The organism is Pseudomonas vlassakiae, assembly GCF_014269035.2.
GTDB classification, from domain to species: domain Bacteria; phylum Pseudomonadota; class Gammaproteobacteria; order Pseudomonadales; family Pseudomonadaceae; genus Aquipseudomonas; species Aquipseudomonas vlassakiae.
The window spans coordinates 56,464-76,606 of record NZ_JABWRP020000004.1; the positions used below are offsets into that span (position 1 = coordinate 56,464).

Annotated in this window: 13 protein-coding genes; 5 read left to right on the forward strand and 8 right to left on the reverse strand. The window is 63.8% G+C overall.

What is annotated here, in order from left to right:
• Positions 1 to 2 precede the first annotated feature (2 nt).
• From HU738_RS06545 to HU738_RS06575, 7 genes are all read right to left on the reverse strand, one after another.
• The gene (locus HU738_RS06545) at positions 3 to 1,094 is read right to left on the reverse strand and encodes a glycosyltransferase (RefSeq protein ID WP_186601672.1); all 1,092 of its coding nucleotides are present in this window, start codon (positions 1,092 to 1,094) and stop codon (positions 3 to 5) included.
• A gap of 263 nt (positions 1,095 to 1,357) precedes the next feature.
• A complete protein-coding gene (locus HU738_RS06550; protein ID WP_186601673.1) occupies positions 1,358 to 2,314 on the reverse strand; it encodes a glycosyltransferase in 957 nt (318 codons plus the stop codon).
• Between the two features lie 37 nt (positions 2,315 to 2,351).
• Positions 2,352 to 3,755 (reverse strand): PIG-L deacetylase family protein, encoded by a 1,404-nt coding sequence (locus HU738_RS06555; protein ID WP_186601674.1) that lies wholly within the window; start codon positions 3,753 to 3,755, stop codon positions 2,352 to 2,354.
• Positions 3,752 to 4,648 (reverse strand): antimicrobial resistance protein Mig-14, encoded by an 897-nt coding sequence (locus tag HU738_RS06560; protein ID WP_186601675.1) that lies wholly within the window; start codon positions 4,646 to 4,648, stop codon positions 3,752 to 3,754. The genes HU738_RS06555 and HU738_RS06560 overlap by 4 nt, the downstream gene beginning before the upstream one ends.
• A complete protein-coding gene (locus HU738_RS06565; RefSeq protein ID WP_186601676.1) occupies positions 4,648 to 5,778 on the reverse strand; it encodes a glycosyltransferase in 1,131 nt (376 codons plus the stop codon). Before HU738_RS06565 ends, HU738_RS06560 begins: the two co-directional genes overlap by 1 nt.
• A complete protein-coding gene (locus HU738_RS06570; protein ID WP_176509970.1) occupies positions 5,762 to 7,519 on the reverse strand; it encodes a carbamoyltransferase family protein in 1,758 nt (585 codons plus the stop codon). Before HU738_RS06570 ends, HU738_RS06565 begins: the two co-directional genes overlap by 17 nt.
• A gap of 87 nt (positions 7,520 to 7,606) precedes the next feature.
• Positions 7,607 to 8,443, reverse strand: a complete 837-nt coding sequence (locus tag HU738_RS06575; protein ID WP_186601677.1) for a 23S rRNA (adenine(2030)-N(6))-methyltransferase RlmJ — start codon at positions 8,441 to 8,443, stop codon at positions 7,607 to 7,609.
• Between the two features lie 180 nt (positions 8,444 to 8,623).
• Between HU738_RS06575 and HU738_RS06580 the strand changes: the two genes are divergently transcribed.
• A complete protein-coding gene (locus tag HU738_RS06580; RefSeq protein WP_176509968.1) occupies positions 8,624 to 8,881 on the forward strand; it encodes a hypothetical protein in 258 nt (85 codons plus the stop codon).
• 125 nt (positions 8,882 to 9,006) lie between these two features.
• Here the strand turns inward: HU738_RS06580 and putP are convergent, their stop codons facing one another.
• Entirely contained in the window at positions 9,007 to 10,485 is a 1,479-nt protein-coding gene (gene putP / locus HU738_RS06585; RefSeq protein WP_176508217.1) for a sodium/proline symporter PutP, read from the reverse strand.
• 357 nt (positions 10,486 to 10,842) lie between these two features.
• On the opposite strand from putP, the gene putA reads away from it, so the two are divergent.
• The 4 genes from putA to HU738_RS06605 all read left to right on the forward strand — a co-directional run bounded on the left by putA (position 10,843) and on the right by HU738_RS06605 (position 20,054).
• Positions 10,843 to 14,796, forward strand: coding sequence for a trifunctional transcriptional regulator/proline dehydrogenase/L-glutamate gamma-semialdehyde dehydrogenase (gene putA / locus HU738_RS06590; RefSeq protein WP_186601678.1), 3,954 nt, complete (start codon positions 10,843 to 10,845; stop codon positions 14,794 to 14,796).
• 662 nt (positions 14,797 to 15,458) lie between these two features.
• Positions 15,459 to 17,261 carry an acyl-CoA dehydrogenase gene (locus HU738_RS06595; protein ID WP_186601679.1) on the forward strand — a complete coding sequence of 601 codons (1,803 nt, stop codon included), beginning with the start codon at positions 15,459 to 15,461 and terminating at the stop codon, positions 17,259 to 17,261.
• A gap of 31 nt (positions 17,262 to 17,292) precedes the next feature.
• Entirely contained in the window at positions 17,293 to 18,735 is a 1,443-nt protein-coding gene (locus tag HU738_RS06600; RefSeq protein ID WP_186601681.1) for a TldD/PmbA family protein, read from the forward strand.
• Positions 18,735 to 20,054 (forward strand): TldD/PmbA family protein, encoded by a 1,320-nt coding sequence (locus tag HU738_RS06605; protein WP_186601683.1) that lies wholly within the window; start codon positions 18,735 to 18,737, stop codon positions 20,052 to 20,054. Before HU738_RS06600 ends, HU738_RS06605 begins: the two co-directional genes overlap by 1 nt.
• Positions 20,055 to 20,143: the final 89 nt, after the last annotated feature.

A 20,143-nucleotide genomic window follows, 5' to 3' on the forward strand; every position in this document is an offset into this window, starting at 1 on the left:
TTTCAACCACGCAGCAGCTTCTGCGCCCCGTCACAGAACGCCTGCCATGCCGCCTCGGGCGCCAGTGCCTCGCGCTGACGAGCGGCCATGGCCTGAGCGCTGGGGGCATCGCAGCGTTCGATTGCCTGGGACCAAGCTTCAACGTCGCCAACCGGCAGATACAAGCCCGCTTCCCGCAACTGCTCACGAAACACTGGCAAGTCGCTGCAAATCACCGGTAGATCCGCCATTACGGCTTCTTGCACCACAAGGCCCAAGCCCTCGGCACGCGACGGCACCAGCAGCCAGTCAAACGCCCGGTAGAGTTGCTGCAAATTATCGTGGTGGCCGCACAACAACACCCGCCCGGTCAGCCCCAGCGCATCAATTTGCGCCGTCAAACTCGCGCGCAGAGGACCATCACCGACAATCGCCAAGCGCATGCCTGGGCGATTGGCGGCCCCCTTGGCGAATGCCTCGATCAGCATCGTGAAGCCTTTACTCTCGACCAGCCGTCCCACGGCTCCGAGCACCTGACCGGTCGCTTGGGGTAATGCCAGCGCCTGGCGGGCCTGCTCACGACTGAGTAGTGGCCTGGCGAAGGCCTGCGGGTCGAATGCCATGCGTAGCGCCTGCACAGGACGACCAATGTCCTGCTCAAGCGAGCGCGCCAAAGTCTGCGAGACCGCTGCGATGCTCAGACGCTCTGGCGGCAGCTGGTTCAACAAACGCACATCGCTGGCATTGAGCCGGGTACTGCCATGGAACAGCACTTTGACCCGTATTCCCGGAACCTGCTGCAACACCGGCAGCACCAGGCGTGCTACCCCTACACCATCGAGCAGGATGACGTCAGCACGGGCTTGTTGCAGCGCCCTGCGCAGACGCAGGCGCTGCCAGGGCAGCAATAGACGCCAGAGGCTTTTTCCCTTCAGCACACGCTGCGGTATGTGCCACACGCGGGTGGGGCCACGACCGTGACACAGCTCGCCCCCAAGTAACAACCAGTTACTGATGGAGGCATCGGCCCCTGCGTGCGACAGCACCTGCTGGTGGACCTTGTGGATGGACATGTACGGCGAACCGCCTGCCCACATCATATTGACGATATTCATGGGGATAGCGCCCCTCGCCCGTCCAGGCCAGGTGGGACTGCAACCTCAATTTCAAGAATCGGATTTCCCATGCCGACAAGGGCACCCATTACCCGCGTCAATGCCGGTCTTACCCGACATGACGCCGGAAAAGCGCCCTTCACCAGCATAGGCCGGAAATGCCGGACAGCAGTGCTGCCCCTTGGATGACCCTGGCAACACAGCTTAGTGCCCGGCATCAACATGAAACCTTCAGCCAACGCTGTCATCGCAGAGGCAGATGGTCAGAAGCCGAATTTCAGGCGCAAGCGCTGCCATGCAGACAGCGGCGGCTGAGGCCTGAGCGCCGGGCGCATATGCTCGACGATACTGCGCCCCACTGCCGCGAAACTGAAACGCGACACTGCCAACTCGCGACCATTTTCGGCAATCTGCTGTGCTAGCGCAGGGTTTTCGCGCAAAGTGCGTAACTTTGCCTGCAAGGTCGGTATGTTGTCGTAGAACACGACATTGACCATGTCCTGCAGCCCTAACGCGCGATTCTCTGCTTCGCCCTGGTCGTAGGCCAGCAGCACACAGCCGCAAGCCATGGCTTCGAAGTTCTTGATCATGTACTCGCCCATGCCCACGTCGGCGCTGACGAAGTACTGGATACGGTTGAGCGTGTTGCAATAATCCTCGCCCGACTTGGTGCGGGTCACGACCAGGTTTTCTACCTGCCCCAGCTCGTCCAGCAGCGCCTTGCGACCGCTGTACGCGACACTGTTGGTGCTGCCGACGAATGCCAGTTCGATATCGCGCTCACGGCCCTGGTCGGCCAGCAGTTGTTCATCGTAGCCTTTGGGCACGAACACCGCGTCGAAGCCCTCCTGACGCAGACGCTCGCTGACGCTGTAGCCCGAGCTGATCACGCGCGCCCACGGCATCTTGCGGTAATGTGCGCTGAACTTGCCGGTGTACTTGCATGGGATGTAGTTCTGGTAGGCGTCGTGCTCGAGAATGACCAGGTTTGGCACCGTGCGGATGAAGGCCGACTGGCGGATCTCTTGCTTGAAGCGCAGGAAGAAGACGATACGGTCATAGCGCTCGACCTGCACCTCACGCTTGAAGTAACGGCGCAGGTTGCGCTGGTCTTCGCTGGTCAGCCAGCGCAGATCGCATTCACAGTTGGCCGCGACGCCGTCGTACAGGCGATCGAGGATCGCGCGCTGTTCCTTCTGTACCAGAAATAGGACTTTCATTGCTTTCCTTGGGCGCTCTGCGCCATCGCGGTCAGGTTTACAGCTCACGCCGCCAGAACAATTCATGCCGGCGCACGGCCTTGCGGAAGAACTCGTTCTCCCCGTAAGGCGACGGCCGGCGCCCGGCCAGCCAGCGCTGCAACAAGCGGCGCAAGCGACGCTTGAACGGCGCAGGCGGCTGCAGGTCGTGCATCATGCCCAAGGCCATGGCCTTGTCGCGTTGGGTAGCGACATCCAGTAGCAAGGCACATGGCGCCCAGGCCTGCTCGGCACTCAGTTGCGGCGGCAAGGCCACGCCATCGCCACTGTCGCCCATGGGCCAGCGGTCGTTGTCATGCAGATGGTTGGCGTAACACAGCAGCGTCTGCGGCTGCCAAACGAGGCCCTGCAGGGCCTCCATGACGGCCGCCTGGGCGCAGATATGGTCGGGGTGGGGGTCAAGTTGCGGATGGGGCATGACCAGCACTTCAGGCCTGGCCATCTCCAGCAGGGCCCGCAGGTCGGCCAGCAGGTTCTGCCAGGTTGGCGCACCATCGCGGTCGGCCGGCAGCGGGAACGGGTTGAACCGGCGGAACGGGCGGATATCGGCCATGTCCGCTTCGCGGGACGCAGCAGGCTGATCAGGCGCAGCTTGCATGGCGGGCAGTTGCAGGCAGAAATACCCCAACTGCACGCAACGGGACTCGGGTACACCGGCCCAGCGCGGTACGGCGATGCTGTCCCAGGCGCGCAGGCGCCCCTTCAAGCGGGCAGCCTCCGACTTGCCCAGGCCCATCTGCTGATAGTGCTCGGCTTCGATCTCCCCTGCAGTCAGGGTCACCACCCAGGTTTCGTCCGCCTGGCTGTACAAGCCATAAGCCGCCAGCTCGGCATCGTCGGCATGCGGCGCGATGACCATCACGCGGCGGCGCTGCAGTTCGACGCCGGGGGTTATCCACAGGCGCGGCTCCCCCTGCAACTGGCAAAAGCGCCCGCGCAGACGCAGCGTGCCCGCCTGCAGTGGGGCCGCCAGCCCGGTAAGGTTGAGGAAACGCACCCCATCGACACCACGCTCGAAGGTTTGCCGATCCATGCATTCGCTGCCGTACAACTCGACCCGGGGATCGAGGAAGCGCCCCAGCCATCCACTTTTCACCCGCACTTCAAGCACCAGGGTTTCATCACCCTGCAAGGTCGCGTCCATCTTGAGCAACCCGTCGCGCAGCACGACCGGCGCTTCCTGGCTCAGCTCGCCGAAGCGGTAGGCGTAATCTTCGCCAGGCGCATAGAACAGGTGGTCGGCGAACCAGGCTTCGTGCGCGACCCAGAGCAAAGGCAGCAGCAACAGCGGCAGCCACCACCAGGTGACGACCCCCAGCACCAGCAGCACAACCAGACTGGCCAGCAAACCCAGGCGTTTGTTGCGCCGATGGCGCCTGAGCAATTGCTGCTTGCGGCTCACGACTGGAATACCTGCACAGGGTTGCACCACCGATCTTTGTACTCCCGGTCGGCTCGGCCGAACGAGAAGCGCAGGGGCTTGTTGCGCGCCTTGGCATCTTCCCAGGCCGCCTGGGTATTGAGGAAGCTCAGCACGCTACCGGGGCTGAAAGCCTTGGTCTCGGGATCGACACCACCGTTGATGTATTCGACGCTGATCCACTCAGGCGCTTCAACGCGATACACCAGCTGGATGGCAATGGGTTTGTCGTCGAGCATCAGCACCGAGCCGATCAGCAGCTCGCGCAGGCGCTCCAGCACTTCGGCCATGCGCTCGGCACCGGTGGCCGGGAAGCCCCAGCGGCGCAGGAACAGGTCGCAGTACATGACTGCGATCTGCTGCGCGCTGAAGTCGCTGATCGGTCGCACCACCCCACCCGCTTCTTCCAGCAGGCGCAATTCGCGGCGCTGGTTGTAGCGGAACTTCTTCGACAGGTCTTCATGGGGGCGGGCCATGGCCAGCTGCTCTTTCTGCACCTTGAGGCCGCTGAAGCGGCCCTGGTTCAGTTCGGACAGGTAGCGTGCGCCATGGCGCAACGGCGCGCCGGCATCAGCCGCTGCCGGGAGGATGATTTCGGCATTGCCAAGGTCGAACAGGGCCTTCTTGCCGGCACGCTTGAGCACGTCCTTGGACAACGCCAGGTGCCGCCCCCAGGTCGGGATGGCAGCCTTCAATTCACCTGCCTGGTACCAGCCCAGGTAACGCACCGGAATCTGTGCCAGATCCGCCAACTGCTCGACCACCAATGGGTGCGTCGCAACGCTGCCGCCGAATCGCGCCCACGCCTCGGCGTAGGCAGGTGCATCGATGGCCTGCCAACCGCGCTCGCGGAAGGCCTGGATATGATTGAGCATCACGCCTTCCCCGCCAGCGCACGAACCTGTGGCAATTGCCAGAACGCCTCGCGCACAGCGTGGTCGGAAAACCGCTCGTGCAGGCGCCGCAACATGTGCGCGGCGCAGGCTTCACGCTGCTGTTCATCCAGCGCGGCCATGTGCTTGAGGCCCTGCGCCAGTTGCCCGGCGTCGGCCAGCGGGAACAGCACACCAACACCTTCCACGACTTCGCGCGCGCCGCCGCAGGCCGTTGCCAATACTGGCACGCCAGCGACCATGGCCTCGAGCAGAACCATGCCGAACGGCTCATGGTCGGAGCTCAGCGCAAACACGTCGAAGGCCTGGAAATAGCGACGGGCATCCGGCACCTGGCCAAGGAAGTCCACCTGCGCGGCAATCCCCAGTTCGGCGGCCTGTGCCTTGAGCTTGGCCTCCAGGCGGCCCTTGCCAAGAATAGCCAGGCGAGCACCGGCCGGCAGGCCCGGCAGCGCCTCGGCAAAGCCACGCAGCAAGGTCGCCTGATCCTTGTCCGGGTGCAGGCGACCGACATTGCCGACCACCCAGGCCTGGGCATCCAGGCCCAATGCCTCGCGGGCCTCGGCACGGGATACCAGGGTGGCCTGCAGGGCGTCGATATCGATACGGTTGTACAACGTCTGGATACGTTCGGCCGGCCACTGCGGCAAGCAACGGCGCATGTCGTCACGCACCGCATCCGACACACCCAGCAAGCTCAGGCGCTTGCTGAACAGGTTGGCGAACAGGCGCCGGCCCTTGCGCTCATAATCGCCGAACGCGTGGTGCACGCCGATCACCGGCAAGCCGGTCGCCAGCAGCGCGACATAGATCGGCTTGAAACGGTGGGCGATGCAGAAGCTGAAATTGCGTTCGGCCGCGATACGCCGCAGGGCGCGTATTGCACCGAGCTTCAGGCCACGCACGGCCTTGGAACTGAATTCGAGGAACAGCACCTCGTCCGACGCGCAGCCAGCCGCAACCTGCGGGTCGGCGGCGCCGGTGAGGAACACGGTGGTGACCTTGTAGCCGCTGCCCTGGAACAGGCTGGCGTACTGACGGGCACAATCGAGGAACGGCCCGTCATAGCCATGGCAGAACTGCAGGATCCGCGTTTCAGAGCGGCTGGTCATAGGCGGCCGCGCCGTCCTTGACGACCAGGATGTCTTCCATGATCAGGTACTGCAGGTCCGAGCCGAAGAACATGTTAAGGGCGTCGGTCGGCGAGCAGATCATCGGCTCGCCACGGCGGTTCAGCGAGGTGTTCAGCGACACGCCGTTGCCGGTCAGGTCTTCCAGCGCCTTCATCATGTCGTAGTAGCGCGGGTTGTATTCGCGCTTGAGCACCTGGGCACGCGAGGTGCCGTCCTCGTGCACCACTTCCGGTACACGGGTCTTCCACTCTTCAGCCACTTCGAAGGTGAAGGTCATGAACGGCGCCGGGTGGTCGACCTTGATCATTTGCGGGGCGACGGTGTCGAGCATCGACGGGCAGAAAGGTCTCCAGCGTTCGCGGAACTTGATCTGCTCGTTGATGCGGTCGGCCACGCCCGGCACGCTCGGGCAACCGATGATCGAACGGCCACCCAGGGCACGCGGACCGAACTCCATGCGGCCCTGGAACCAGGCCACCGGATTGCCATCGACCATGATCTTGGCGATACGCTGCGGCATGTCGTCGAGTTTGCGCCATTTCGGCGCGTTCGGGTGACGGGCGCAGGCAGCGATCACGTCTTCGTTGGAGTAGGAAGGGCCGAGGTAGACGTGCTCCATCTTCTCGACCGGCACGCCACGGGCGTGAGAAACGTAGGCAGCAGCACCGACAGCGGTACCCGCGTCACCGGAAGCCGGCTGGACGAACAGCTCCTTGACGTCGGAACGGGCAATGATCTTCTGGTTGAGCTTGACGTTCAGCGCGCAGCCGCCGGCGAACGCCAGCTTGCCGGTTTCACGCAGGGTGTCACCCAGGTAGTGGTCGATCATCTGCAAGGCGATCTTTTCGAACAGCGCCTGCATGCTGGCCGCGTAGTGGATGTACGGCTCGTCGGCGATATCGCCTTCACGCTTGGGCCCCAGCCATTCGATCAGCTTCGGCGAGAAGTAGAAGCCCTTGCCCTTCTCTTTATAGCGGCGCAGGCCGATGACGTTGGCGTACTCGGTATTGATCACCAGTTCGCCGTTCTCGAAGCTGGCCAGGCGGGAGAAATCGTACTTGCTGGCGTCGCCGTACGGCGCCATGCCCATGACCTTGAATTCACCGTCGAGCATCTCGAAGCCAAGGAATTCGGTGATCGCGCCGTACAGGCCACCCAGCGAGTCCGGATCGAAGAATTCCTTGATCTTGTGGATCTTGCCGTTTTCGCCATAACCGAAGAAGGTGGTGGCGTACTCACCCTTGCCATCGATGCCGAGGATCGCGGTCTTTTCCTTGAAGCCCGAGCAATGGTAGGCACTGGAAGCGTGAGCCAGGTGGTGTTCGACCGGTTCGATCTTGACCTTTTTCGGGTCGAAGCCCAGCTGCTCCAGGCACCAGACGATCTTCTTGCGGTAGCGCTTGTAGCGGCGGTTGCCCATCAGGATGGCGTCGAGGGCGCGGTCCGGGGCGTACCAGTAGCGCTTGGCGTAGTGCCAGCGGGCCTTGCCGAACAGGCTGATCGGGGCGAACGGAATGGCCACCACGTCAACATCGGACGGTTTGATGCCGGCTTGTTCCAGGCAGAATTTCGCCGACTCGTAGGGCATGCGGTTCTTCGCATGCTTGTCACGCACGAAGCGCTCTTCTTCGGCGGCGGCAATCAGCTTGCCGTCAATGTACAAGGCCGCGGAAGGGTCATGGCTAAGGGCGCCGGACAGGCCAAGAATCGTCAATGCCAAGGGATTAGCCTCTTCATTCGGTAGAGATGCGCCAGCGGCCTCGTAGGCGGCTGGCGGCTAAAAGGCGAGATTATAACGCAGCGCCGTTTATTCGGCGATCAGCCAGTCCATGCGGAAACTGCCAGCAGTCTGCGCCAGCTCCCTGGCCAGCCAAGGCAGCAGTTCACGCAGTTCTTCTTCCAGCCCCCACGGCGGGTTGGCAATGGCCAGGCCCGAGCCGTTAAGGCCCTGCGGACTGTCCTGATGATGCACATACAGCTCGACCCGCAGCAGCTTCGGCGCGCCGGTGCTGGTCAGGTCCTGGTAGAAGCGGGTCAGCGAGCGCTGGTCCTTGATCGGGTACCAGATGGCCGCAACGGTCTGGCGCATGCGGCCGATCGCCTCTTTCATCGAGTTGGTGCAGCGCTTGAGCTCGTCAGCCTGCTCGAACGGCGGGTCGATCAGCATGATCGCGCGCTTTTCCTGCACCGGCAGCAGTGCCCGTGGCACATACCAGCCTTCGCCCAGGTGCACGACCACACGCGGGTCCTTCTTCATGTTCTCTTTGAGCAGCGGCCCGTCTTCCGGGTGCTTCTCGTTGAGCAGTGCACGGTCCTGCTCGCGCATCAGGCGACGCGCCAGCTCGGGCGAACCTGGGTAGTAGCGCAGTTCACCATTGGCATTCAGCCGCTTGATGATGCGCAGGTAGTCCGCCGCCATGGCCGGCAGGTCATCACGGTTCCACAGGCGGGCGACGCCCTCCAGGTATTCACCGGTGCGGGTGGCCTGATCGCCTTGCAGGTCGTACAGACCAAGACCGGCGTGGGTGTCAATGTAGGCGAACGGCTGCTCCTTGCGCGACATCAGGGCGATGAGGCGGGTCAGCACGATATGTTTGAGGACGTCGGCATGGTTGCCGGCGTGGAAGGCGTGACGATAGTTCATGGCAACTCCTGCGGGGCTGGCAAGTTTACCTTGTCAGACTGCCGCCGTCAGGTGCGACAGCCGATCGGCACCCTGCACACCCCTGACCGCCAGAGCCATGCGGCCTGAGGAATACCTTCCCGATTTTTCCAGGCCTGCCACGGATCGACAATCGCGGCTCCACCCAACCGAGTAAAGCGCATGAAAGCTTCCATTGAACTCGATAGCACTGCGACACCCACCCTGAAAGGCAAGCTCGGCGTCATGAATGCGCCGTACACCGCCGTTGTCGAACTGACCCGGCCCGATGGCAGTATCGTCACCCTGGTCGTACCCAGCTCCGACACCGATGCCTGGGCCGTCAGCCTGGACGGATACGCTGCCGGAAACTACGACGCCGCGATTCGCCCACGAAATGGCATGGCGTTCGAAGGCACTCGCCTGGCGTTCTCGCTGTAACCTGCCCTGGCTGAAAACGCGAACGGCCCGAACAACATGGTTGTTCGGGCCGTTCGCGTTTGCAGGACGATGACTGACGACTCGCTATCGGCACTCAGCCCCCGCCAAACCAGCGGAGATTTGCCTTACTTGTCAGCGTGGTACGCCGCATCAGCGGTTTCGAAGCGCTGCACCATCGCCTGCGACGGGCTGCCCAGCTTGCTCACCAGAACGATGGCGATGCTGGCAAACAGGAAGCCTGGGATGATTTCGTACAGGCCGAGCGTGTCGAAGTTCTTCCACAGGATCACGGTCAGCGCACCCACCACGATACCCGCCAGCGCGCCGTTACGGGTCATGCCTTTCCACAGGACAGAGATCAGCACTACCGGGCCGAAGGCGGCACCGAAGCCGGCCCAGGCGTAAGCCACCAGGCCCAGCACGCGGTTTTCCGGGTTGGCCGCCATGGCAATGGCGATCAGGGCCACGGCCAGCACCATCAGGCGGCCGACCCACACCAGCTCACCCTGCGAAGCGTTCTTGCGCAGGAAGGCCTTGTAGAAGTCTTCGGTGAGGGCGCTGGAGCAGACCAGCAGCTGGCAGCTCAGGGTGCTCATCACCGCCGCCAGGATGGCCGACAGCAGCACACCGGCGATCCACGGGTTGAACAGGATCTTGGCCAGCTCGATGAATACGCGCTCATGGTTCTCGGTGACCGGGCCCGCCAGTTCAGGGTGCGCCGAGAAGTAGGCGATGCCGAAGAAGCCCACGGCGCAGGTACCCGCCAGGCACAGGATCATCCAGGTCATGGAGATGCGACGGGCGTTGGCGATCGACTTCACCGAGTCGGCGGCCATGAAGCGCGCCAGGATGTGCGGCTGGCCGAAGTAGCCCAGGCCCCAGCCCATCAGCGAGATGATGCCAACGAAGGTGGCGCCTTTGAGCATGTCGAAGTTGGCCGGGTTCTGCGCTTCGATGGCCAGGAAGGTGGTATCGAAGCCTCCCGTGGAGATCAACACGATCACGGGCGTGAGGATCAGCGCGAAGATCATCAGCGAGGCCTGCACGGTGTCGGTCCAGCTCACCGCCAGGAAGCCACCGACGAAGGTGTAGGCGATGGTCGCCGCGGCACCGGCCCACAGGGCAGTCTCGTACGGCATGCCGAAGGTGCTTTCGAACAGACGAGCACCGGCAACGATGCCGGAGGCGCAATAGATGGTGAAGAACACCAGGATCACAATCGCCGAGATGATCCGCAGCAAGCCACTTTGGTCTTCGAAGCGGCTGGAGAAGTAGTCCGGCAGGGTCAGCGCATCGCCATTGTGCTCGGTCTGCACACGCAGGCGGCCAGCGACGAACAGCCAGTTCAGGTAGGCGCCTACGGTCAGGCCGATGGCAATCCAGGCCTCGGAAAGGCCGGAGAAGTAGATGGCGCCCGGCAGCCCCATGAGCAGCCAGCCGCTCATGTCGGAAGCACCGGCAGAGAGCGCAGTGACCACACTTCCCAGGCTGCGACCGCCGAGGATGTAGTCGGAAAGGTTGTTGGTGGAGCGATAGGCCGCGAAACCGATCAGCACCATTGCCGCGATGTAGATCACGAAGGTGATCGTTAGTGGATTGCCCATGCATGTGCCCTGGCGTTTGTTTTTATCTCATGCGCAACCTTCTTGACGACGGTTGCACCCAGGCGGCGAATGCTATGCAACAACGCAAATGCGGTGCAACCATTTTTCATTTGCAAGTTGCACCCACTCGTGCACTTTCGGAAAAATCCTGTTTCTTGCTTCTTTTTGGAGCAAAAAGGGGCTTTGTCATAAGAAAATGCACTGTGATGGGTTCTTTTTGGCCTGTAGGAAATCTCGCCAGACGAGTTGCACCTTTTCCTCGAAAAAATGGGGTTGCACCTGGTTGCACCCAAAATCGCCTACGGCTAATCTTGGCGCAGCTTAAGCCACACCCGTGGCAATAACGAGGATAAGAAATTGGCGACGACCACCCTTGGGGTCAAACTTGATGACCCGACCCGTGAGCGACTCAAAGCAGCTGCGCAGTCCATCGACCGCACGCCGCACTGGTTGATCAAGCAAGCGATCTTCAATTACCTGGAGAAGCTCGAGGGTGGCGCCACCCTGACCGAACTCAACGGTCACGCCAACAACCTGGCCGATGACGCTGGCGAAGTCCAGCCAGAGCACAGCCACCAGTGCTTCCTCGAATTTGCCGAGAGCATTCTGCCGCAGTCGGTGCTGCGCTCGGCGATCACCGCCGCCTACCGCCGCCCCGAGCAGGAAGTCGTGCCGATGCTGCTGGAACAGGCGCGCCTGAGCGCCCCGCTGGCCGAAGCCACCAACAAGCTCGCTGCAGGTATCGCCGAAAAGCTGCGAAACCAGAAGAGTGCTGGCGGCCGTGCCGGCATCGTTCAGGGCCTGCTGCAAGAGTTTTCCCTGTCTTCCCAGGAAGGCGTCGCCCTGATGTGCCTGGCCGAAGCCCTGCTGCGCATCCCTGACAAAGGCACCCGCGACGCCCTGATCCGCGACAAGATCAGCAACGGCAACTGGCAGCCGCACCTCGGCAACAGCCCGTCGCTGTTCGTCAACGCAGCCACCTGGGGCCTGCTGCTGACCGGCAAGCTGGTCTCCACCCATAATGAAGCCGGCCTTACCTCCTCGCTCACCCGCATTATCGGCAAGAGCGGCGAGCCGATGATCCGCAAGGGTGTCGACATGGCCATGCGCCTGATGGGCGAGCAGTTCGTCACTGGCGAAACCATCGCAGAGGCCCTGGCCAACGCCAGCCGCTTCGAAGCCAAAGGCTTCCGTTATTCCTACGACATGCTCGGCGAAGCCGCACTGACCGAGCACGATGCACAGAAGTACCTGGCTTCCTACGAGCAGGCGATTCACTCGATCGGCAAGGCCTCCCATGGCCGCGGCATCTATGAGGGCCCAGGCATCTCGATCAAGCTGTCGGCGCTCCACCCACGCTACAGCCGCGCCCAGTACGAGCGCGTGATGGAAGAACTGTACCCGCGCCTGCTGTCGCTGACCCTGCTGGCCAAGCAATATGACATCGGCCTGAACATCGACGCCGAAGAGGCCGACCGCCTCGAGCTGTCCCTCGACCTGCTCGAGCGCCTGTGCTTCGAGCCGGCCTTGGCGGGATGGAACGGTATCGGCTTCGTCATCCAGGCCTACCAGAAGCGCTGCCCGTACGTGATCGACTATGTCATCGACCTGGCCAAGCGCAGCCGCCACCGCCTGATGATCCGCCTGGTGAAAGGCGCCTACTGGGACAGCGAGATCAAGCGTGCCCAGGTCGAAGGCCTGGAAGGCTACCCGGTCTACACCCGCAAGGTTTACACCGACGTGTCCTACGTCGCCTGCGCCCGCAAGCTGCTGGCCGTACCGGAAGCCATCTACCCGCAGTTCGCCACCCACAACGCGCACACGCTGTCGGCCATCTACCACATCGCTGGCCAGAACTATTACCCGGGTCAGTACGAATTCCAGTGCCTGCACGGCATGGGCGAGCCGCTCTACGAACAGGTCGTAGGCAAGGTCGCCGACGGCAAGCTGAACCGTCCGTGCCGCGTGTACGCGCCAGTCGGCACCCATGAAACCCTGCTGGCCTACCTGGTCCGCCGTCTGCTGGAAAACGGCGCCAACACCTCGTTCGTCAACCGCATCGCCGACCACTCGATTTCCATCCAGGAACTGGTCGCCGACCCGGTCGCCAGCATCGAACGCATGGGCACCCAGGAAGGCAGCATCGGCCTGCCACACCCACGCATCCCGCTGCCGCGTGAGCTGTATGGCAGCGAGCGCGCCAATTCGGCCGGCATCGACATGGCCAACGAACACCGCCTGGCGTCGCTGTCCTGCGCCATGCTGGCCACTGCCAACAATGATTGGAAAGCCACGCCGATGCTGGCCTGCACCGCCAGCGAAGCCGCTGCCGTGCCGGTCCTGAACCCGGCAGACCACCGTGACGTGGTCGGTCACGTGCAGGAAGCCACCGTTGCCGATGTCGACAATGCCATTCAGTGCGCGCTGAACGCTGCCCCTATCTGGCAAGCCACCCCGCCTGCCGAGCGTGCCGCGATCCTTGAGCGCACCGCCGACCTGATGGAAGCAGAGATCCAGCCGTTGATGGGCCTGCTCATCCGCGAGGCTGGCAAGACCTTTGCCAACGCCATCGCTGAAGTGCGCGAAGCCGTGGACTTCCTGCGCTACTACGCCGTACAGGCACGCAACGACTTCAGCAATGACGCCCACCGCCCGCTGGGCCCGGTGGTGTGCATCAGCCCGTGGAACTTCCCGCTGGCGATCTTCACCGGCCAGGTTGCCGCTGCCCTGGCGGCCGGCAACCCGGTACTGGCCAAACCTGCCGAACAGACCCCACTGATCGCCGCCCAGGCCGTGCGCCTGCTGCTGGAGGCCGGTATTCCGGAAGGGGTGCTGCAACTGCTGCCAGGCCGCGGCGAAACCGTCGGTGCCGGCCTGGTCGGTGACGAGCGCGTCAAAGGCGTGATGTTCACCGGCTCCACCGAAGTCGCCCGCCTGCTCCAGCGCAATGTCGCTGGCCGCCTGGACAACCAGGGCCGGCCGATCCCGCTGATCGCCGAAACCGGCGGCCAGAACGCCATGATCGTCGACTCCTCGGCACTGACCGAGCAGGTGGTGATCGACGTGGTGTCCTCGGCCTTCGACAGCGCCGGCCAGCGTTGCTCGGCACTGCGCGTACTGTGCCTGCAGGAAGACTCCGCCGACCGCGTGATCGAGATGCTCAAGGGCGCCATGGCCGAAAGCCGCCTGGGCTGCCCGGACCGCCTGGCCGTGGACATCGGCCCGGTGATCGACGCCGAAGCCAAGGCCGGTATCGAGAAGCATATCCAGGGCATGCGCGAGAAAGGCCGCGCGGTCTATCAAGTCGCAATCGCCGACGTGGCCGAGATCAAGCGTGGCACCTTCGTCATGCCAACCCTGATCGAACTGGACAGTTTCGACGAACTGAAACGTGAAATCTTTGGCCCGGTGCTGCACGTTGTGCGCTACAACCGCCGCAATCTGGACCAGCTGATCGAGCAGATCAACGCGTCCGGCTACGGCCTGACCCTCGGCGTGCACACCCGCATCGACGAGACCATCGCCAAGGTGGTGGAGACTGCCAACGCCGGCAACATGTACGTCAACCGCAACATCGTTGGCGCCGTGGTGGGTGTGCAGCCGTTCGGTGGTGAAGGCCTGTCCGGCACCGGCCCGAAAGCCGGCGGCCCGCTGTACCTGTACCGTCTGCTGTCGACCCGCCCGGCCGACGCCATTGGCCGCCACTTCCAGCTGCAGGATGGCGAAGTCCAGCCGGACCGTACCCTGCACGACCAGCTGATCAAGCCGCTGCACGCGCTCAAGGCCTGGGCCGAGAGCAACCAGCACGCCGACCTGGCCGCCCTGTGCAGCCAGTTCGCCGGCCAGTCGCAGAGCGGCATCGCCCGCTTGCTGCCAGGCCCGACCGGTGAGCGCAACACCTATACCATCCTGCCGCGCGAGCACGTGCTGTGCCTGGCGGACAACGAGGCCGACCTGCTGGCACAGTTCGCTGCCGTGCTGGCAGTGGGCAGCTCGGCGGTGTGGGCTGACAGCGAGCCAGGCAAGACCCTGCGCGGCCGCCTGCCGCGGGAGCTGCAGGCCAAGGTCAAGCTGGTGGCGGACTGGAGCAAGGATGAAGTGGCGTTCGACGCCGTGATCCACCATGGCGACTCGGACCAGCTGCGCGGCGTATGCCAGCAGGTGGCCAAGCGCGCTGGCGCGATCGTCGGTGTGCACGGGCTGTCCAGCGGCGACCACCAGATTGCGCTGGAGCGCCTGGTGATCGAGCGGGCGGTGAGTGTGAATACGGCGGCTGCGGGCGGTAATGCCAGCCTGATGACCATTGGCTGACGCCAGGGGTTGTTGATGAAAAAGGAGAGCTTCGGCTCTCCTTTTTTATGGGTACAGGCCTTGCGCGAGTGTCAGGGCTGGCGGGTGCATGCCGGCAGATTTGCAGCGCCCATCAGATCGAGCGCCGCCCGCGCGGCGCATCGCGGATAAATCCGCTCCTACGTCTGTTTCGGGCCAGTCCGGCCTGCGAGGTCACCGCTGTCCGCCTTGTTTGTCCCATTCAATACCGAAGAGCGCGCAAGGGTGCAGGATTAACTGGCCCGGACGTCTGTTTCGGGCCAGGCCGGCCTGCGAGGTCACCGCTGTCCGCCTTGTTTGTCCCATTCAATACCGAAGAGCGCGCAAGGGTGCAGGATTAACTGGCCCGAACGTCTGTTTAGGGCCAGTCCGGCCTGCGAGGTCTCCGCTGTCCGCCTGTTTGTCCCATTCAGTACCGAAGAGCGCGTAAGGGTGCAGGATTAACTGGCCCGAAACAGACGTAGGAGCGGATTTATCCGCGATGCGCCGCGCGGGCGGCGCTCGATCTCACAGGCGCTGTAAAAATCAAGGCAGGCACCTGTATGCCCCCACCTTTTCTATAGCCATATCACCCAAACCTATTAACCTCCCCCCATCCCGCCCAACCCCCTAGACTCGCTGCATCCCGCCTCAGGACCGCCCCCATGCCCGAGACCCTGCTCAGCCCCCGCAACCTCGCCTTCGAACTCTACGAAGTCCTCGACGCCGAAGCCCTGACCCAGCGCCCGCGCTTCGCCGAGCACAGCCGCGAAACCTTCGACGCGGCCCTGACCACCGCGCGCACCATCGCCGAAAAGTACTTCGCCCCGCACAACCGCAAAGCCGACGAAAACGAGCCGCGCTACGTGGACGGCCGCGCCGAACTGATCCCTGAGGTGAAGCCCGCCGTCGACGCCTTTCTGGAAGCCGGCTTCCTCAACGCCAACCGCGATTTCGAAGTCGGCGGCATGCAACTGCCCAGCCTGGTCTCACAGGCCTGTTTCGCCCACTTCCAGGCGGCCAACGCCGGCACCACGGCCTACCCTTTCCTGACCATGGGCGCGGCCAACCTGATCGAGAGCTTCGGCACCGAAGCGCAGAAGCGCCTGTACCTGCAGCCGATGATCGAAGGCCGTTATTTCGGCACCATGGCGTTGACCGAGCCCCACGCGGGGTCGTCGCTGGCCGATATCCGCACCCGCACCGAACCCGCTGGCGATGGCACCTACCGGCTCAAGGGCAACAAGATCTTCATCTCCGGTGGCGACCACGAACTGTCGGAGAACATCGTGCACATGGTGCTGGCCAAGCTGCCGGACGCACCGCCCGGCGTGAAGGGCATTTCGCTGTTCATCGTGCCAAAGTACCTGGTCAATGAAGACGGCAGCCGCGGCCCGCGCAATGACGTGCTGCTGGCCGGTCTGTTCCATAAGATGGGCTGGCGCGGCACCACCTCCACCGCACTGAATTTCGGCGACAACGGTCATTGCGTCGGCTACCTGGTCGGCCAGCCCCACCAAGGCCTTGCGTGCATGTTCCAGATGATGAACGAGGCACGCATCGGCGTTGGCATGGGCGCGGTGATGCTCGGGTACGCCGGCTACCTCTACTCCCTGGAGTACGCCCGCCAGCGGCCACAGGGCCGGTTGCCGGACAACAAGGACCCGCACAGCCCGGCAGTGACTATCATCGAACACACCGACGTGAAGCGCATGCTGCTGGCACAGAAGGCTTATGTGGAAGGCGCCTTCGACCTGGGCTTGTATGCCGCGCGCCTGTTCGACGACACCCACAGCGCCAGCGACGAAGGCGCACGCAAACAGGCCCAGCAACTGCTCGACCTGCTGACCCCGATCGTCAAGTCCTGGCCGTCGACCTTCTGCCTCAAGGCCAATGAACTGGCGATCCAGATTCTCGGTGGCCACGGCTACACCCGCGAATACCCGGTGGAGCAGTACTACCGCGACAACCGCCTGAACCCGATCCATGAAGGCACCGAGGGCATCCAGTCGCTCGACCTGCTGGGCCGCAAGCTGGCGCAGAACAACGGTGCCGGCCTCAAGCAGCTGATCCGCCTGATCGCCGCCAGCGCCGAGCGCGCCAGCCATCACCCGCGCCTGGACACCCTGCGTCAGCCGCTGGAACAGTTGGTCAATCGCCTGCAATCCGTGACCCTGGCGCTGCTCGGCGACATGGCCGAGGGCAACGTTGCAGGCGCCCTGGCCAACTCCGCCCTGTACCTCAAGGTCTTCGGCCACTGCGTGATCGGCTGGCGCTGGCTGGAACAGGCGATCTACGCCGAGCTCGGCCTGCTGAAAGGCAATGCCGCTGACCGCGACTTCTACCTCGGCAAGCTGCATGCCGCGCGTTATTTCCTGACTTGGGAAATTCCCGCCTGCCATAATGACCTGGCATTGCTCGAGGCACGCGACGACACTTGCCTCACCATGCAAGACGGGTGGTTCTAGGGGGAGCCACTGTGAAAACGGAGGCTTCCAGATGTTCGATTCCAGCGCCCTGCTGCGCCAGCGCTTTGCCGCGCTGCGCAGTACGGCCGATGTGTATTCCCTGCGCCATGTGAAACAGTCGCACCAGGCGCTTTCGGTTCGCCGCAATGTCGCCGAGCCACCGGCCTTCAGCCACGACGAGGGCGCCATGCTCACCGTACGGCTCAATGGCGTGGAGGCCTATGCGGCTACTGCCGACCTGTCCCAGGCCGGCCTGCAACGAGCGCTGGACCAGGCCGAGGCCCTGGCGCGGCAGATCGCCCCGTACAACCTGCTCGACCTGCGCCAGCAGCCGGTGACAAGCGCTCGCCACGATCACATTTCACCCAATTTCGACCAGCCGGTACCCAGCCTTGCCGACTGCCTTGGCCTGCTTGCCGCCGAATCGGCCAGCGTGCCCAAGGACAGCCGCCTGGTGGACTGGCAGGCCAGCCTGGGCCTGAGCCTGGTCGAGCAGACCTACCTGAACTCGGCTGGCGCCGAACTGCGCCATGCCCAGCGCTTCCTGTTCCCGGGGCTGAGCGTTACCGCCAGCGACGGCCAGGACAGCCAGAGCCGCAGCCTGGGCCGCGACAACTTCGGCCAGCAAGGGGGTTTCGAAATCGTCGAGCGCTGTGGCCTGGTCGGCGCGGCCCGCCAGGTCGCCGATGAGGCCTTGCAGCTGCTGCTGGCACCCAACACCCCTGGCGGCGCGCGCGACCTGCTGCTGATGCCCGACCAGATGATGCTGCAGATCCACGAGTCCATCGGCCATCCGCTGGAGATGGACCGCATCCTCGGTGACGAGCGCAACTACGCCGGCACCAGCTTCGTCAAAGCCAGCGACTTCGGTCACCTGCAATACGGCTCCAGCCTGCTCAACGTCACCTTCGACCCGACCATCGGCGAAGAGCTGGCCAGCTACAGCTTCGATGATGACGGGACCGCCGCCAGCAAGCAGTTCCTGATCCGCGATGGCCTGCTGCTGCGCCCGTTGGGGGGCGCCCTGTCGCAGTTCCGCTCAGGCCTGGATGGGGTTGCCAACAGCCGCGCCTGCAGCTGGAACCGTGCCCCCATCGACCGCATGGCAAACCTCAACATCGAACCGGGCGACCAAACCCTCGAACAACTGATCCAGGGCATCGAGCACGGCATCCTGATGCGCACCAACCGCTCCTGGTCGATCGACGATGCGCGCAACAAGTTCCAGTTCGGCTGCGAATGGGGCCAGCTGATCGAGGATGGCGAGCTCAAGGGCATCGTCAAGAACCCTAACTACCGCGGCATCTCCGCACAGTTCTGGCGCAACCTCGCGGCTGTCGGCGACCGCAGCACCTTCCAGGTCCTCGGTACGCCCAACTGTGGCAAGGGCGAACCCAACCAGGTGGTACGGGTCGGGCATGCCTCACCCGCCTGCGTGTTCCGCCAGATCGATGTATTCGGAGGAGACGCCTGATGAAACCGGTTTTCGAAGCCCTGCTCGCGGATGTGCGCCACGCCCTGCAAGCCGACGAGCAATTTACCCTCGGCTACAGTGCCGAACAGTCGCAGTTCGTGCGTTTCAACCATGCCAAGGTGCGCCAGGCCGGCGAAGTGAGCCAGGCCAGCGCGCAACTGCGCTTGATCCGCGATGGCCGCCAGGCGGAACAGCAAGTGACCCTGAGTGGCGACCCGCAGCTTGACCGGCAACGCCTGATCGCGGCGCTGGAGCAGTTGCGCCAGACACTACCGATGCTGACGCTCGACCCATACCTGAGCCTCGACGAAAGCGCGTGGCACAGCGACAGCCAGCAGCAACAGCCGTTGCCCGAACTGAACGAAGTGCTGGCCCTGCTCGAACATGAGGCCGGTGACCTGGACCTGGTCGGCATCTACGCCGCCGGCCCGATCTTCCGCGGCTTCGCCAGCTCGTTCGGGGCCATTGGCTGGCATCAGGCCAACAGCTTCAACTTCGACTGGAGCCTGTTCCACGAAAACGGCGAGGCGGTGAAGGCCAACTATGCCGGCCAGTTGTGGAACGCCGACGACTTTACCGCCCGCCTTCGCCTCGCTCGGCAACAGCTGGGCTTCCTCGGCCGCCCGGCAATTACCCTCAAGCCCGGCCGCTACCGCGCTTTCCTGGCACCTGCGGCCATGGACGAAATCGCCGGCATGCTCTGCTGGGGCGGTTTCTCCGCGCAGGCCCTGGCCACCGGTAACAGCGCCCTGCAGCGCTTGTACAACGGCGATGCACAACTGCACCCGCTGGTGAATTTCAGCGAGCAGGTCAGCGGCTCACTGAGCCCGGCATTCAGCGACGAGGGCTCACCGCGCCTGGATGTACCGTTGATCCAGCAGGGTCAGGCGATGCAGCGGCTGGTCAGCGCCCGCAGCGCAGCGGAGTTCGAGTTGCGGGCCAATGGAGCCGACAGCTACGAGTCGCCGTGCGCCCTGAGCTTGGCGCCCGGTGGCTTGCCCCGCGAGCAGATTCTGGAGCGGCTCGGTACCGGGCTGTACATCAGCAACCTGTGGTACCTGAACTACTCTGACCTGCCGGCGGCACGCATGACCGGGCTGACCCGCTTCGCTACTTTCTGGGTGGAGAACGGTGAGATCCAGGGGCCGGTGAGCACCATGCGCTTCGATGACAGCCTGTACAGTCTGCTGGGGAGCCAATTGGAGGACCTGACGCAGGAGCGCGAGATGATCCTGTCGACCAGCACCTACGGGCAGCGCAGTACCGGGTCGAGTCATCTGCCGGGGGCGCTGGTCAAAGGGCTGACCCTGACATTGTAATTGGCCTTGCCGGCCCTATCGCGGCTCATACAGGGATCGCATACTCCCTGTAGGAGCGGCTTTGGCCGCGACAGGGCCGGCACTGACGG

Coding starts and splice junctions, on each gene's coding strand:
- HU738_RS06545 (WP_186601672.1), bottom strand. CDS start 1,094: ATGAATATCGTCAATATGATGTGGGCAGGCGGTTCGCCGTACATGTCC.
- HU738_RS06550 (WP_186601673.1), bottom strand. CDS start 2,314: ATGAAAGTCCTATTTCTGGTACAGAAGGAACAGCGCGCGATCCTCGAT.
- HU738_RS06605 (WP_186601683.1), top strand. CDS start 18,735: ATGAAACCGGTTTTCGAAGCCCTGCTCGCGGATGTGCGCCACGCCCTG.
- HU738_RS06560 (WP_186601675.1), bottom strand. CDS start 4,648: ATGCTCAATCATATCCAGGCCTTCCGCGAGCGCGGTTGGCAGGCCATC.
- putP (WP_176508217.1), bottom strand. CDS start 10,485: ATGGGCAATCCACTAACGATCACCTTCGTGATCTACATCGCGGCAATG.
- HU738_RS06600 (WP_186601681.1), top strand. CDS start 17,293: ATGTTCGATTCCAGCGCCCTGCTGCGCCAGCGCTTTGCCGCGCTGCGC.
- HU738_RS06580 (WP_176509968.1), top strand. CDS start 8,624: ATGAAAGCTTCCATTGAACTCGATAGCACTGCGACACCCACCCTGAAA.
- HU738_RS06565 (WP_186601676.1), bottom strand. CDS start 5,778: ATGACCAGCCGCTCTGAAACGCGGATCCTGCAGTTCTGCCATGGCTAT.
- HU738_RS06595 (WP_186601679.1), top strand. CDS start 15,459: ATGCCCGAGACCCTGCTCAGCCCCCGCAACCTCGCCTTCGAACTCTAC.
- HU738_RS06575 (WP_186601677.1), bottom strand. CDS start 8,443: ATGAACTATCGTCACGCCTTCCACGCCGGCAACCATGCCGACGTCCTC.